Source organism: Neobacillus cucumis, assembly GCF_016908975.1.
Classification (GTDB): domain Bacteria; phylum Bacillota; class Bacilli; order Bacillales; family Cytobacillaceae; genus Neobacillus; species Neobacillus cucumis.
Genome location: NZ_JAFBEX010000008.1, coordinates 12,348 through 24,861, shown reverse-complemented (window position 1 = coordinate 24,861; position 12,514 = coordinate 12,348). Strand labels below are relative to the sequence as shown.

Here is a 12,514-nt window from a genome sequence, read left to right as displayed (position 1 = left end):
GTGTCCACTAATAACTTAATGATCCGTGATTTTCCGCAGGATGAAAGGCCTAGAGAGCGGTTTATTAACCATGGTCCTCAAAGTTTATCCAATCATGAATTGATTGCGATCCTGCTTCGAACCGGAACGAAAGATGAATCGGTCTTGCAATTATCCAATCGTCTCTTAACGCATTTTGAAGGCTTGCGCTTACTAAAGAGTGCGACATTAGAAGAAATGACCGAAATCAAAGGGATTGGGGCGGCAAAGGCCATCCAGATTCTCGCAGCGGTTGAAATTGGTCGTAGAATTGCCAATCTTAATTTCACGGACCGTTATGTTATCCGCTCTCCAGAGGACGGGGCAAAGTATGTCATGAACGACATGCGTTTTTTGACCCAGGAACATTTTGTTTGTTTATTTTTAAACACCAAAAATCAAGTCATCCATAAACAAACGGTTTTTATTGGCAGTTTAAATGCCTCAATTGTCCACCCTAGGGAAGTTTTCCGTGAAGCCCTAAAGCGGTCAGCGGCATCGATTATTGCCCTGCATAATCATCCTTCAGGGGATCCCACTCCGAGCCGCGAAGACATAGAGGTTACTAAGCGGCTAGTGGAGTGTGGAAAGATTATTGGAATAGACCTTCTTGACCATCTAATCATCGGCGAAAACAAGTTTGTGAGTTTAAAGGAAAAAGGATATTTATAACAATAGGATTTTATTTGACGTTAGGTTATGTATTGGGTATGATTTTTTAGGATTGTTTTTTAAGGACTAGTTAATTTTTACGAAAAAAGACATGGTAAATGATTACCTGCCTATAAAAATTTGTGCATTTCGTATCAGAAGAAAGGGAGATACAACATTATGTTTGGAATTAAACCTAGAGATCTTGGAATTGACTTGGGTACGGCCAATACCCTTGTATATGTAAAAGGCAAAGGCATTGTATTACGCGAGCCATCTGTTGTGGCTATGCAAACCGATACCAAAAGTATTGTGGCCGTGGGAAACGACGCAAAGAATATGATTGGACGGACACCGGGGAACGTCGTGGCCATGAGACCTATGAAGGATGGCGTAATCGCTGATTTTGAAACGACCGCTTCGATGATGAAATACCATATTCGTCAAGCTCAGAAGAGTAATAATCTTTTTTCAGGTAAGCCATATGTCATGGTCTGTGTACCATCAGGCATTACGGCCGTAGAAGAAAGAGCGGTTATTGATGCCACCAGACAAGCTGGTGCAAAGGATGCCTATACCATCGAAGAGCCATTTGCAGCAGCGATTGGCGCGAACTTGCCTGTTTGGGAGCCAACTGGTAGTATGGTCGTTGATATTGGCGGTGGTACAACAGAAGTAGCGATTATCTCGTTAGGCGGAATAGTAACAAGCCAATCGATTCGGGTCGCTGGTGATGAAATGGACGATTCCGTCATTTCTTACATCCGTAAAAACTATAATTTGATGATTGGGGAACGTACAGCCGAACAAATTAAAGTAGAGATTGGTTCTGCTGGCACGCCTGAAGGTATTGACAATATGGAGATCCGCGGACGTGATTTATTAACTGGTCTGCCAAAGACCATTGAAATTACTGCAAAAGAAATTGCAACAGCTTTAAGTGATACGGTGTATGCGATTGTAGAAGCTGTTAAAGCCACATTAGAAAAAACACCGCCAGAGCTTGCGGCCGATATTATGGACCGTGGGATTGTCTTAACTGGTGGAGGTGCGTTGCTGCGCAATTTAGACAAAGTCATTAGTGAAGAAACCAAAATGCCTGTGTTAATTGCCGAGAATCCATTGGATTGCGTAGCAATCGGTACTGGCAAAGCGCTCGACCATATCCATTTGTTTAAAAGCAAAGCTAGAGATTCACGTTAATAACAGGTTTAAGAGACGTTAATATTCTTATTTTTATAGGAAAAAAGAGGTGTATAATCATGCCACAGTTCTTTATGAATAAACGACTGATTATTTTGCTTGTCAGCATTATTGTTCTCGTGGCATTGATTGGGTTTTCTTTAAGGGAGAGAAGCAAACTAACCTGGCCGGAGCAATTTATCAAAGATACAACCGGCTGGGTCCAATCCTTGGTTTCAAAGCCTACCAACTATGTTGCAGGCTTTTTTGAAAATCTCCAGGACCTTACTACTACATACCAAGAGAATAAGGAATTAAAATCACGTGTTGAAAATCTTGCCAGCCTTGAAGCTCAAGTTCAGGAGCTTAAGCAAGACAATCAAGATTTGCGTGCTGTTCTTGGTGAAAAAAAGACCCTGCGAGACTATGAACCACTTCCAGCTACTGTGATTGGAAGAAACCCTGATCGTTGGCATGAAATGATTATAATCGACAAAGGTAAATTAAACGGAGTCAAGAAAGATATGGCAGTTGTCACAGCCAACGGCCTGATTGGTAAAGTGAAAAGTGTTACCCAATTTAGCTCAACCGTTCAACTGTTGAGTTCCATGGATCCGAAGAACCGAATTTCCGCTATTGTACAAGGAAAGACCAATGTATATGGACTAGTAGAAGGCTATGATAGTGAGAAAAATTTACTCCAAGTTAAAGCAATCCCTGCAGGTGCTGATATTCAAAAAGGGCAAACCGTCATTACCTCTGGGTTAGGAGATGTGTTTCCTAAGGGCTTAATGATCGGGAAAGTAGTGGAAGTAAAGCAGGATCAATATGGATTAAACCTAACGGCTTTGGTAAAACCAGGGGCTGATTTCTATGATATTAAAACAGTCATCGTGACAAAAAGAAGTATGGCGACAGCTAGTGATACGTCAACTACAACAGGGACGGGGGAGTAGTCATGAAAAAATTGCTTCTTCCCCTTTTGTTTCTGTTTTTATTTATTTTAGAGAGTTTATATGTACAATATGTTCCAGATGATCTTTTTGGTGGAAATAAAATCATTGCCCCACACTTTCTTTTTGCAGCCTGTGTTTTTCTCACTATTTTTGTTGGTCAAAAACAGGGGATTATTTATGGGGCCGTTTTTGGGCTTTTATTTGATGTTGTCTACGTTGAAATTATTGGAATTTACTTTTTTCTTTATCCATTCGTCTGCTATTTAGCATCCAAAATGTTGAATATCTTGCAAAGCAATTTTTTGGTTTCTATTATCATAACCATTGTAGCGATTGCTTTATTAGAAGTGGGTGTATATGAAATGGACCACCTCATCAATGTTACGGACATGGATTTTATGAAATTTCTCAATTTGCGCTTTTATCCAACGCTTATTTTAAATACTCTTTTCGTAATTATTGCGGGTTACCCACTAAGAAGACTATTTGAGAAACATAGTGAAGCACTAAGGGCTGAATAGTTTTCTTTTTTTAAAAAAGGAGAATAAACCGTACGTGTCGAATTTTTAATAAAGGACTGTGTTTTTTATTTGGAATAAGTGGCAGGACTGCTTATTCCCAAATTGTTTTTTTGATTATGAGGTGAAAAGTTCTCCATGAAAAAGCGGCAAAATGTTACAATAAAAGGTACGAAGGAAGGCCTTGTCCTTCATCTTGATGATACATGTTCATTTGAAGAGCTGAAAAAGGAACTGGATCAAAAGCTATCAGCAAACTCCCGGATAGAGGATGACCGTCATTATATTTATGTAAAAGTAAATGTAGGCAACCGCTATTTAAGCATAGAGCAGCGCGAAGAATTAAATAATTTAATCCGCGAGAAAAAGAATTTAATGGTCGATGATATTGTTTCCAATGTCATTACGCTGGAAGAAGCGGAACAGGTAAGGACGGCAAATGAGGTAAAGACGGTTTCAAAAATTATTCGTTCAGGGCAAGTGCTGGAAGCCCCTGGTGATTTATTATTAATTGGTGATGTGAATCCTGGAGGTACAGTTATCGCCGGCGGAAATATTTTTATCATGGGAACCTTAAAAGGTATGGCACATGCTGGCTGCTTTGGCAATGAGGAGGCAGTCATAGTTGCGTCTAGCATGAAACCATCACAGCTAAGGATCAGTGAACAAATTGATCATGCACCGGATCATGCAGAAAACAATGAATCGCGGGAAATGGAATGTGCATACATAGATGAGAACCGGAAAATCATTGTTGATAGATTACAAGTTTTAGTTCATTTAAGGCCTAATTTAAATAGATTCGAAGGGGGACTTTAAGCGTGGGAGAGGCAATCGTAATTACATCCGGTAAGGGCGGAGTGGGAAAAACCACTACTACTGCTAATATAGGCACTTCTTTAGCCCTTCAAGGTAAAAAGGTATGCTTAGTAGATACAGACATCGGTCTTCGAAACTTGGATGTTGTAATGGGATTAGAGAATCGAATCATTTATGACCTGGTTGATGTTGTAGAAAAAAGATGTAAAATTCACCAGGCCTTAGTAAAAGATAAACGTTTTGACGGTTTATTATTTTTACTTCCGGCAGCACAAACCGTGGATAAATCTGCTGTTACACCTGAGCAAATGAAAGAATTGATTACGGATTTAAAACAAGACTATGATTATATCATCATTGATTGTCCTGCCGGTATTGAGCAAGGGTTCCAAAATGCCATCTCAGGGGCTGATAAGGCGATTGTCGTCACAACACCTGAGGTTTCTGCTGTACGTGATGCGGACCGAATTATTGGTTTACTAGAAAAGCAAAGTCATATGGAAGCGCCACGCTTAGTCGTTAACCGGATTCGCAATCATATGATGAAGAGCGGCGATATGCTTGATATTGATGAGATCGCCCAGCATTTATCGATTGAGCTAATCGGAATTGTGGCCGACGATGAAGAGGTCATTAAAGCCTCCAATCATGGCGAGCCGATTGCTTTAAATCCAAATAGTAAGGCATCGATTGCTTACCGGAATATTGCTAGAAGAATTCTTGGGGAATCGATTCCGTTGCAGTCGCTTGAGGAAGCCAACAAAGGTGTTTTTACCAAACTTAAAAAGTTCTTTGGTGTTAGATAATTTTAGTAGACTGTCCGTATAAATAATTAAATGGTTCCGTTTTCGGGTACTTTTTTATTTAAAGACACAAGAATTGACGTATGGATTGGCATACGTCTTTTTCTGTTTTTTATCAAGATTTTCTATGAAATTTCATTAACTTTGACATAACAATTGACGCGGGATCAGGTTTAGCAACCGATCTGATAAATAAACGGAAAAATTCCGCTTAATTAGGAATTATTATTAAAAAAGGCTTAAATAGACGGAGAGATTCCGCCTATTGACTCGAAAAATGCGAAAATAGGGAATTTTGCTTTGCATAACCGGAAATCTTCCGCTTATTTACCCCGAAACGAGCTCCATGCTACATCTAAACGGAAAATCTCCGCTTATTTCACTTTCGCTGCTTACACGATTAAGGACAAGAAATCTTATTTAAAGGGGAGTGAGTTTTATCTAAAACATTCAAGTACCCTTTAATAAATAATGGACGGGCTTTTCTACGTCCAGCTCCAACGCCCAACGGCTAGTGTCCTTCATGCTTCTCCCTACGATAAGTCAACATCGATTCTCTAGAGCTCACCGTGTTTCTTTATCTCAGTCGAAACACTCCAGGCCATACGCCGCTAAACGGTCGCTTCCGCTTTTGTTGTCATACTCTCAGATTCTCCCTCATAAACTTGTACAAAAAGTGGGAAAAGGGTTGATGGTATGTCGCGGTCTACTCCAGAAGAAATTCGGCGGCGAATCGCCAAACGAAAAAAGGAACAAGGTGTCAGTTCAAAAAGTCCTGTGCATCAGATTAACTGGCCTGGTGATGAGGACCATTATGATTTAAAGTATCTAAGTCCTTCAGGAGGCGGGGGTGGTGATGAGGACCATTATGATTTAAAGTATGTAAGTTCTTCGGGAGGCGGAGGCGGTGATGATGGGCATCCACTCTTTAAAAAAGAAGTCTTCTTTTTCAAAATCTTGGCGTCTGCACTATTATTCTTAGCCGTTGCGATACTGTTCCGTAATCATACAACCAAACTGAATCCGGCTAGGGATTTTATTACCAGTCAAATGGACAAGGATTTTAAATTTGCGGTTGTCTCCAATTGGTATGAGGAAAAGTTCGGCAAACCCTTAGCGTTGCTGCCTTTTACAGAGGATAAAAATTCAGATAAGAAAACAGTGGCAAACAATCAGAACTATGCCGTACCAGCGATGGGAAAAATTCTTGAAAACTTCGAAAAGAATGGGCAGGGGATCATGATTGAAACCGGTAAAGGTGCCGCGGTCCAAGCGATAAATGATGGACTTGTGACGTTTGCAGGTGTAAAAGATGGGATAGGCAAAACAGTCATCATCCAGCACTCTGATCAGTCAGAAACATGGTATGGCAACTTGGATGATGTTAAAGTGAAATTGTATGAATATGTTAATAAGAGGACAGTCGTTGGGACGGTTTCCACCTCTGCAGGTGAAGATAAGACAAAAGGTAAATATTATTTTGCGATTAAAAAAGGTGATCAATTTATCGATCCGATTCAGGTGATCCGCTTTGAATAGAACTTTATCACTTTTCAGACTCATTACAATCCATCCTTTGCTGTGGATTGTGATTGCATTATCCATTGCTACAGCGCATTTTCTTGAAGTCTCAATGCTTCTAGGGATTATCTTTATACATGAGATGGGACATGCGGCTGCGGCTTCTTTTTTTTCCTGGAGGATTAAAAAGATCTCCTTGCTGCCGTTTGGCGGGGTGGCTGAAATGGATGAGCACGGTAATCGACCTCTAAAAGAGGAGACGATTGTCGTACTTGCGGGTCCGCTTCAGCATGTCTGGATGGTAGCACTTGCTTATGTCTTGTTCTCACTGCAGCTAATCCCAGAGGATTTATATCACTTATTTATCCAATATAATGTCATGATTTTGGTCTTTAACCTACTGCCGGTTTGGCCGCTTGATGGAGGAAAGCTTGTCTTTTTACTGCTTTCCTTAAAAGATGCTTTTCCAAAGGCGCATCAACTGACACTGCTGATTTCTCTTTTCAGTTTAAGTTTGTTTTCAATCATGATTTTATTAACAGCTCCGTTGCATTTAAATGTTTGGGTGGTGGTTTGCTTCTTGTTTTTCTCGCTTTATCATGAGTGGAAGCAGCGCCGGTTTATTTTTATGCGCTTTTTACTAGAGCGCTATTACGGAAAAAAGGCAGCAACACCAGATATCCTAAAGCCCATTCAGGCCAATGAAGAGGATCTTGTCATCCATGTTCTTGAAAAATTCCAGCGCGGCTGCAAGCATCCCATCATTGTCGAAGGAGACGGCCGAGAAAAGGGAACCTTGGATGAAAATGAGCTCCTGCATGCCTACTTTTCAGAAAAGCGCCTCACCGACAAAATCAGCGACCTTCTTTTTTCGTACTATTAGGGTATAATAAATAATTAAGTGGAGCGCTCGGAAACGAGCGCTTCCTTCATGAAGGCTGTGTGAAGGTCAAAATAGTTGATTGGAGCGGAAGGCGCTCGACTCCTCGAAAATGCTATCGCATTTTCTTCGTGCGTGGGCGGACTCAAGGAAGAATTTCAATGTCCTGCGGGAGTACGGGGCTGGGGAGACCCCACAGGCGCTGTCTTCGCCGAGGAGGCTCCCCGGCACACCCGCGGGTTTGCTGAGCGCCTGGAGCGGAAATCAACAGCCTAATTTTAGATAGCCTTCATGAAGTATACGTGTAAAGTGAGGACGCTTCATTTGGAAACATTAATTGTTAACTATTATTCACGGGAAAAACGATTTGCTTATCTTCGAGATAACCGTGTTGAAAATATTGTCATGGACCGGCCTGAACACCGCTCACTGGTCGGTAATATTTACTTTGGAACCGTCACAAAAGTCCTTCCAGGGATGAACGCGGCTTTCATTGATATCGGCGAGGAGAAAAATGCTTATTTGCACCGCGATGTTCTGCCTTCATTTGTTCAATCAACCGAAAAGCAGAAAAATATTACCTCCTATGTTCATCAGGGAGAAAAAATGCTGGTTCAGGTCGAAAAGGATGCAACAGGCACCAAAGGTCCAAAAGTCAAAGCCATCATTGAAATAGAGGGAAATCACCTGATTTACATGCCACAGGGACGATATGTGGCTGTATCCAAAAAAATTGCCGATGAATCGAAAAAAGCTGCCCTACGCCGAATCGGAAGCCAGTTAAAAACCGAAGAAGAAGGGATGATTTTTCGGACATCCGGAATTTATAGCACACAAGAAGAAATCTCCACAGAACTTCAAGCCCTACGAGAACAATATCAGGATATGGTACAAAAAGCAGCACCGATGAAAAAGCCGGGGTTAATCCTACAAAAAGACACCTTTATGGAAATGGTCAGAAACCAAGCAGCAAGGATGAAAACAGGCGACATCATCGTGGACGATCTCGCACTAAAAAGAATGCTCGAGCCGAGTAATGAGAACGTTAAGCTTACGTACTACAACGGCAAAGAGAATATTTTTTCAAACAGGAATGTGGAGCATGAAATTGATAAAGCGCTGAAAAGAATCGTCTGGCTCGATCATGGGGCCTATCTTATCTATGATGAAACAGAGGCTCTAACGATTATTGATGTGAATACAGGGAAATTTTCCGGTAAGACGGACTACCAGGATACCGTTCTTAAAACAAATCAACTCGCAGCCAAGGAAATCGTCAGACAGCTTCGGCTTCGCGATATCGGTGGAATTGTCTTAATTGACTTTATTGATATGAAAAGGGAGCAGGACAAGCAGGCGATTCTCGACACGATGGAAGAAAACTTAAGGAAAGATGAAAAAAGAACAAAAATAATCGGATTTACTGAGCTTGGCATCCTCCAGCTGACAAGGAAGAAAACAAAAATCACTTTGTCCGAGGCGCTGAAAGTGAAATGTCCGGTCTGCGAAGGCACTGGGCGGATGCTTAGTCCAGAAACGGTTGCATTCCGGTTAGAAAGAGAATTGTTTGAGCACCGGCAGGCAGATTTTGAGGCCATCCTTATCGAGACAACACCTGAAGTAAAGGCAGCATTGCTGGGTGAAAATGAAACCCACAGGGGGACACTAGAGGAGCTGCTTCATGTCAAACTTTATTTTATTATTCAAGCATCACTTCCACATTACTATCAGTTAAAGCAGTTTGGCAGTAGGGATGAACTCGGCTCTAAGGAAAATGCCAGCCTGTGAAGTACCCAAAATACTATTGACACATTCATCAAATCTATGTTAGTATCTTACTGTTATGTTTGTAGCACCCGTGCTACAACCGCACAATTCAGGTACTAAGACTTTTGCTCTTAAAATAGCATAAGCGCCTGTATTTGGCGAGTCTGAGTTTATAAGGAGGTGCAGTTCATGTACGCAATTATCGAAACTGGCGGTAAGCAATTGAAAGTCGAAGAAGGCCAAGCTATCTACATTGAAAAATTAGATGTTGAAGCTGGTGAAACAGTTACTTTTGACAAGGTTCTTTTCGTTGGCGGTGAAACTGTTAAAGTTGGTAGCCCTGTTGTTGCTGGCGCTACAGTTACAGCTAAAGTTGAAAAGCAAGGTCGTCAAAAGAAAATCATCGTTTTCAAATACAAAGCGAAGAAAAACAACCGTAAGAAACAAGGTCATCGTCAACCTTACACTAAAGTTGTCATCGAAAAAATCAACGCGTAAGGTGTTGAATCATAGATGATTAACATTACGATTTATCGTACTGAGTCCGACACGATTCAATCGTTTGAAATAAGCGGTCATGCTTTTTTTGCCAATCGGGGACAAGACATTGTCTGTGCAGGTGCATCTGCAGTTTCCGTTGGTTCAATTAATGCAGTTCATGCCATAACAGGTATCACTCCAGAGATTGAACAAGGAGATGGCTTTCTCCGCTGTGTAATTCCGGAAAACCTTCCGGAAGTCATAAATGAGAAAGTTCAACTTCTTCTTGAGGGTATGGCTGTTTCATTACGCACGATAGAAGAAGAGTACGGAGCGCACATTAAAATAACCTTCAAAAAGCAGGAGGTGGAATGAAATGTTATTAAAATTAGATCTTCAATTGTTTGCATCTAAAAAGGGAGTAGGTTCTACAAAGAACGGACGTGACTCTATCGCAAAGCGTCTTGGCGCTAAGCGTGCAGACGGTCAATTTGTAACTGGTGGTTCTATCCTTTACCGTCAACGCGGTACAAAGATTTACCCAGGTGAAAACGTTGGCCGCGGTGGTGACGACACTCTTTTTGCAAAAGTTGACGGCGTTGTAAAATTTGAACGTTTAGGTCGCGACCGCAAACAAGTAAGTGTTTATCCTGTAGCTCAAGAGGCTTAAAAACATCAGAAAACTCTAACCTGTTTGGTTAGAGTTTTCTTTTTTATGGGCTGTGTTAAAGGTTGATTTTGTAACAATGTTGATTGGAGCGGAAGGCGCTCGACTCCTGCGGGAGACCCCGCAGACGCTTTCAGCGTCGAGGAGGCTCCTCGGCACGCCCGCGGAAAGCGAGCGTCTGAAGCGGAATTCAACATTCAAGTTTAACACAGCCTTTTTATAAAAAAAGCATATCTTCACTAAACACTTCGGGGAATCTTCTAATTTCTGCCTCTAAAAAAACATTTCTAGTCGAAAAAAGTCTACTCGTGTTTGTTTTTTTGATATACTAACAGCAAACAGTGTCAACACTTAAAAGTGGGAGTGTACATATGGGGAATGAATGGGATATCGTGGAGGTGCTGCGGCACTCACGACATGATTGGTTAAACAAGCTGCAGTTAATAAAGGGAAACCTTGACTTAAATCGGATTGACCGGGTAAAACAAGTGATTGACGAGATCGTGAATGAGGCCCAGCATGAAGCAAAACTATCAAATCTACATATACCATTGTTTGCTGCGCTGCTCTTAAAATCTAATTGGGAAAATCCTTCTTTTAAGTTGGAATATGAAGTACTCCTTGAACCAGATGCTTCAAACATTAATGACATGGCTGTGACCAACTGGACAAACACCTTTTTTGGAAGTTTGAAGCAAGCGATTGAGCCATATCATGAAAATAATTTATCGATTACCATTGAACCGCAAACAAATGGTGTTCGTTTCTTTTTTGATTTTAGCGGAATAATAAGGAATAGAGAACTGATAGAGGGTTTCTTGTCTGACAAAACGGTGGAAGTTTCAGTCATTGAATTTACAGAAACCGAACTGTCTTTAGAGTTATTTATGCCAATCGAGAAATAATATCAGTTTATTTAATGTGCAAGACTGGAGGAATTTGATGTTTGTCGATCAAGTCAAAATATATGTAAAAGGCGGAGACGGTGGCAATGGAATGGTTGCCTTTCGCCGTGAAAAATATGTACCAAACGGGGGTCCTGCCGGCGGTGATGGCGGTAAAGGGGCTAATGTCGTATTTGAAGTGAACGAAGGTTTACGTACCTTAATGGATTTCCGATATAAGCGCCATTTTAAAGCGGAGCGCGGGGAACATGGTATGTCCAAAGGAATGCACGGCAGAGGTTCTCAGGATATGATTGTAAAAGTACCGCCTGGAACAGTCGTGATTGATGCGGAAACAAAAGAAGTGATCGCTGATTTAGTGGAACATGGGCAACAAGCCATCATTGCAAAAGGCGGGCGCGGTGGCCGGGGAAATACTCGCTTTGCCACTCCGCAAAATCCAGCTCCTGAAATTGCGGAGAATGGAGAGCCAGGTCAAGAACGTGATGTCATACTTGAATTAAAATTACTGGCAGATGTTGGTCTTGTTGGTTTCCCTAGTGTTGGTAAATCAACTTTATTATCGGTTGTTTCATCAGCAAAGCCTAAAATTGCCGAGTATCACTTTACGACGATTGTTCCAAACCTTGGAATGGTCGAAACGGAGGATGGTCGAAGCTTTGTCATGGCTGACCTGCCGGGATTAATTGAAGGTGCTAGCGAAGGCGTAGGACTTGGTCATCAGTTTTTGCGGCATATTGAGCGGACAAGGGTTATTGTCCATGTGATTGATATGGCTGCAACTGAAGGACGAGATCCGTTTGAGGATTACGTGACCATCAACAAAGAGTTAAAAGAGTATAATCTCAGACTGACAGAGCGTCCGCAAATCATTGTCGCTAATAAAATGGATATGCCGGATGCCGAAGAAAACTTACAATTGTTCAAGGAACAATTAGAAGAGGATCATCCAATTTTCCCTATTTCAGCCTTAACCAGAAAGGGGCTGCGTGATCTCTTATTTGCGGTTGCAGATAAGATTGAGGAAACACCGGAATTCCCGCTTGAGCATGAAGAAGAGGTAACGGGTGTCCATCGTGTATTATATAAACATGAAGCAGACCCAGATGCCTTTACGATTACAAGAGATCCGGACGGTTCATTTGTCCTCTCTGGCGAAAAGCTCGAACGACTATTTAGAATGACCGATTTTTCAAGAGAAGAATCTGTCCGCCGTTTCGCACGCCAGCTGCGTGGTTTTGGGGTGGATGATGCCTTAAGACAAAGAGGAGCAAAAGACGGGGATATTGTGAAATTGTTAGACTTTGAATTTGAGTTTATTGAGTAGTTTTCTGCAGGAGAACGAGG

General features: G+C 41.5%; 14 protein-coding genes and 1 other annotated feature. All 14 genes read left to right on the top strand.

Annotated elements, in window-relative coordinates; translation table 11 throughout:
• Positions 1–18: 18 nt before the first annotated feature.
• The 14 genes from radC (at position 19) to obgE (ending at position 12,494) form a co-directional block, all read left to right on the top strand.
• Positions 19–690, top strand: coding sequence for a RadC family protein (radC, locus tag JOC76_RS11910; protein ID WP_205178207.1), 672 nt, complete (start codon positions 19–21; stop codon positions 688–690).
• A 159-nt stretch (positions 691–849) separates the two neighbouring features.
• Positions 850–1,872, top strand: a complete 1,023-nt coding sequence (locus JOC76_RS11905) for a rod shape-determining protein (RefSeq protein WP_205177840.1) — start codon at positions 850–852, stop codon at positions 1,870–1,872.
• Positions 1,873–1,931: 59 nt separating this feature from the next.
• Positions 1,932–2,807: a rod shape-determining protein MreC gene (gene mreC / locus JOC76_RS11900; RefSeq protein ID WP_205177838.1), complete on the top strand. Its 876-nt coding sequence runs from the start codon at positions 1,932–1,934 to the stop codon at positions 2,805–2,807.
• 2 nt (positions 2,808–2,809) lie between these two features.
• Entirely contained in the window at positions 2,810–3,328 is a 519-nt protein-coding gene (gene mreD, locus JOC76_RS11895; RefSeq protein WP_205177837.1) for a rod shape-determining protein MreD, read from the top strand.
• Between the two features lie 135 nt (positions 3,329–3,463).
• Positions 3,464–4,144 carry a septum site-determining protein MinC gene (gene minC, locus JOC76_RS11890; protein ID WP_205177836.1) on the top strand — a complete coding sequence of 227 codons (681 nt, stop codon included), beginning with the start codon at positions 3,464–3,466 and terminating at the stop codon, positions 4,142–4,144.
• 2 nt (positions 4,145–4,146) lie between these two features.
• Positions 4,147–4,950 carry a septum site-determining protein MinD gene (gene minD, locus JOC76_RS11885; RefSeq protein WP_205177835.1) on the top strand — a complete coding sequence of 268 codons (804 nt, stop codon included), beginning with the start codon at positions 4,147–4,149 and terminating at the stop codon, positions 4,948–4,950.
• Between the two features lie 693 nt (positions 4,951–5,643).
• On the top strand, positions 5,644–6,486 hold the full coding sequence (locus JOC76_RS11880) for a M23 family metallopeptidase (RefSeq protein ID WP_205177834.1): 843 nt from the start codon (positions 5,644–5,646) through the stop codon (positions 6,484–6,486).
• Positions 6,479–7,351, top strand: coding sequence for a M50 family metallopeptidase (locus JOC76_RS11875; protein WP_205177833.1), 873 nt, complete (start codon positions 6,479–6,481; stop codon positions 7,349–7,351). The genes JOC76_RS11880 and JOC76_RS11875 overlap by 8 nt, the downstream gene beginning before the upstream one ends.
• A 321-nt stretch (positions 7,352–7,672) precedes the next feature.
• Positions 7,673–9,136, top strand: a complete 1,464-nt coding sequence (locus JOC76_RS11870) for an Rne/Rng family ribonuclease (protein WP_205177832.1) — start codon at positions 7,673–7,675, stop codon at positions 9,134–9,136.
• A 67-nt stretch (positions 9,137–9,203) separates the two neighbouring features.
• Positions 9,204–9,291 (top strand) — a sequence feature (ribosomal protein L21 leader region).
• Positions 9,292–9,304: 13 nt separating this feature from the next.
• Positions 9,305–9,613: a 50S ribosomal protein L21 gene (rplU, locus tag JOC76_RS11865; protein WP_098529848.1), complete on the top strand. Its 309-nt coding sequence runs from the start codon at positions 9,305–9,307 to the stop codon at positions 9,611–9,613.
• A gap of 15 nt (positions 9,614–9,628) precedes the next feature.
• Positions 9,629–9,970: a ribosomal-processing cysteine protease Prp gene (locus JOC76_RS11860; RefSeq protein WP_205177830.1), complete on the top strand. Its 342-nt coding sequence runs from the start codon at positions 9,629–9,631 to the stop codon at positions 9,968–9,970.
• Position 9,971: 1 nt separating this feature from the next.
• On the top strand, positions 9,972–10,265 hold the full coding sequence (gene rpmA, locus JOC76_RS11855; protein ID WP_160721959.1) for a 50S ribosomal protein L27: 294 nt from the start codon (positions 9,972–9,974) through the stop codon (positions 10,263–10,265).
• Positions 10,266–10,633: 368 nt separating this feature from the next.
• On the top strand, positions 10,634–11,167 hold the full coding sequence (locus JOC76_RS11850) for a Spo0B C-terminal domain-containing protein (RefSeq protein WP_205177829.1): 534 nt from the start codon (positions 10,634–10,636) through the stop codon (positions 11,165–11,167).
• A 37-nt stretch (positions 11,168–11,204) separates the two neighbouring features.
• Positions 11,205–12,494, top strand: coding sequence for a GTPase ObgE (obgE, locus tag JOC76_RS11845; protein ID WP_205177828.1), 1,290 nt, complete (start codon positions 11,205–11,207; stop codon positions 12,492–12,494).
• Positions 12,495–12,514: the final 20 nt, after the last annotated feature.

Coding starts and splice junctions, on each gene's coding strand:
- JOC76_RS11880 (WP_205177834.1), top strand. CDS start 5,644: ATGTCGCGGTCTACTCCAGAAGAAATTCGGCGGCGAATCGCCAAACGA.
- JOC76_RS11850 (WP_205177829.1), top strand. CDS start 10,634: ATGGGGAATGAATGGGATATCGTGGAGGTGCTGCGGCACTCACGACAT.
- JOC76_RS11905 (WP_205177840.1), top strand. CDS start 850: ATGTTTGGAATTAAACCTAGAGATCTTGGAATTGACTTGGGTACGGCC.
- mreC (WP_205177838.1), top strand. CDS start 1,932: ATGCCACAGTTCTTTATGAATAAACGACTGATTATTTTGCTTGTCAGC.
- rpmA (WP_160721959.1), top strand. CDS start 9,972: ATGTTATTAAAATTAGATCTTCAATTGTTTGCATCTAAAAAGGGAGTA.
- radC (WP_205178207.1), top strand. CDS start 19: ATGATCCGTGATTTTCCGCAGGATGAAAGGCCTAGAGAGCGGTTTATT.
- mreD (WP_205177837.1), top strand. CDS start 2,810: ATGAAAAAATTGCTTCTTCCCCTTTTGTTTCTGTTTTTATTTATTTTA.
- obgE (WP_205177828.1), top strand. CDS start 11,205: ATGTTTGTCGATCAAGTCAAAATATATGTAAAAGGCGGAGACGGTGGC.
- rplU (WP_098529848.1), top strand. CDS start 9,305: ATGTACGCAATTATCGAAACTGGCGGTAAGCAATTGAAAGTCGAAGAA.
- JOC76_RS11860 (WP_205177830.1), top strand. CDS start 9,629: ATGATTAACATTACGATTTATCGTACTGAGTCCGACACGATTCAATCG.
- minC (WP_205177836.1), top strand. CDS start 3,464: ATGAAAAAGCGGCAAAATGTTACAATAAAAGGTACGAAGGAAGGCCTT.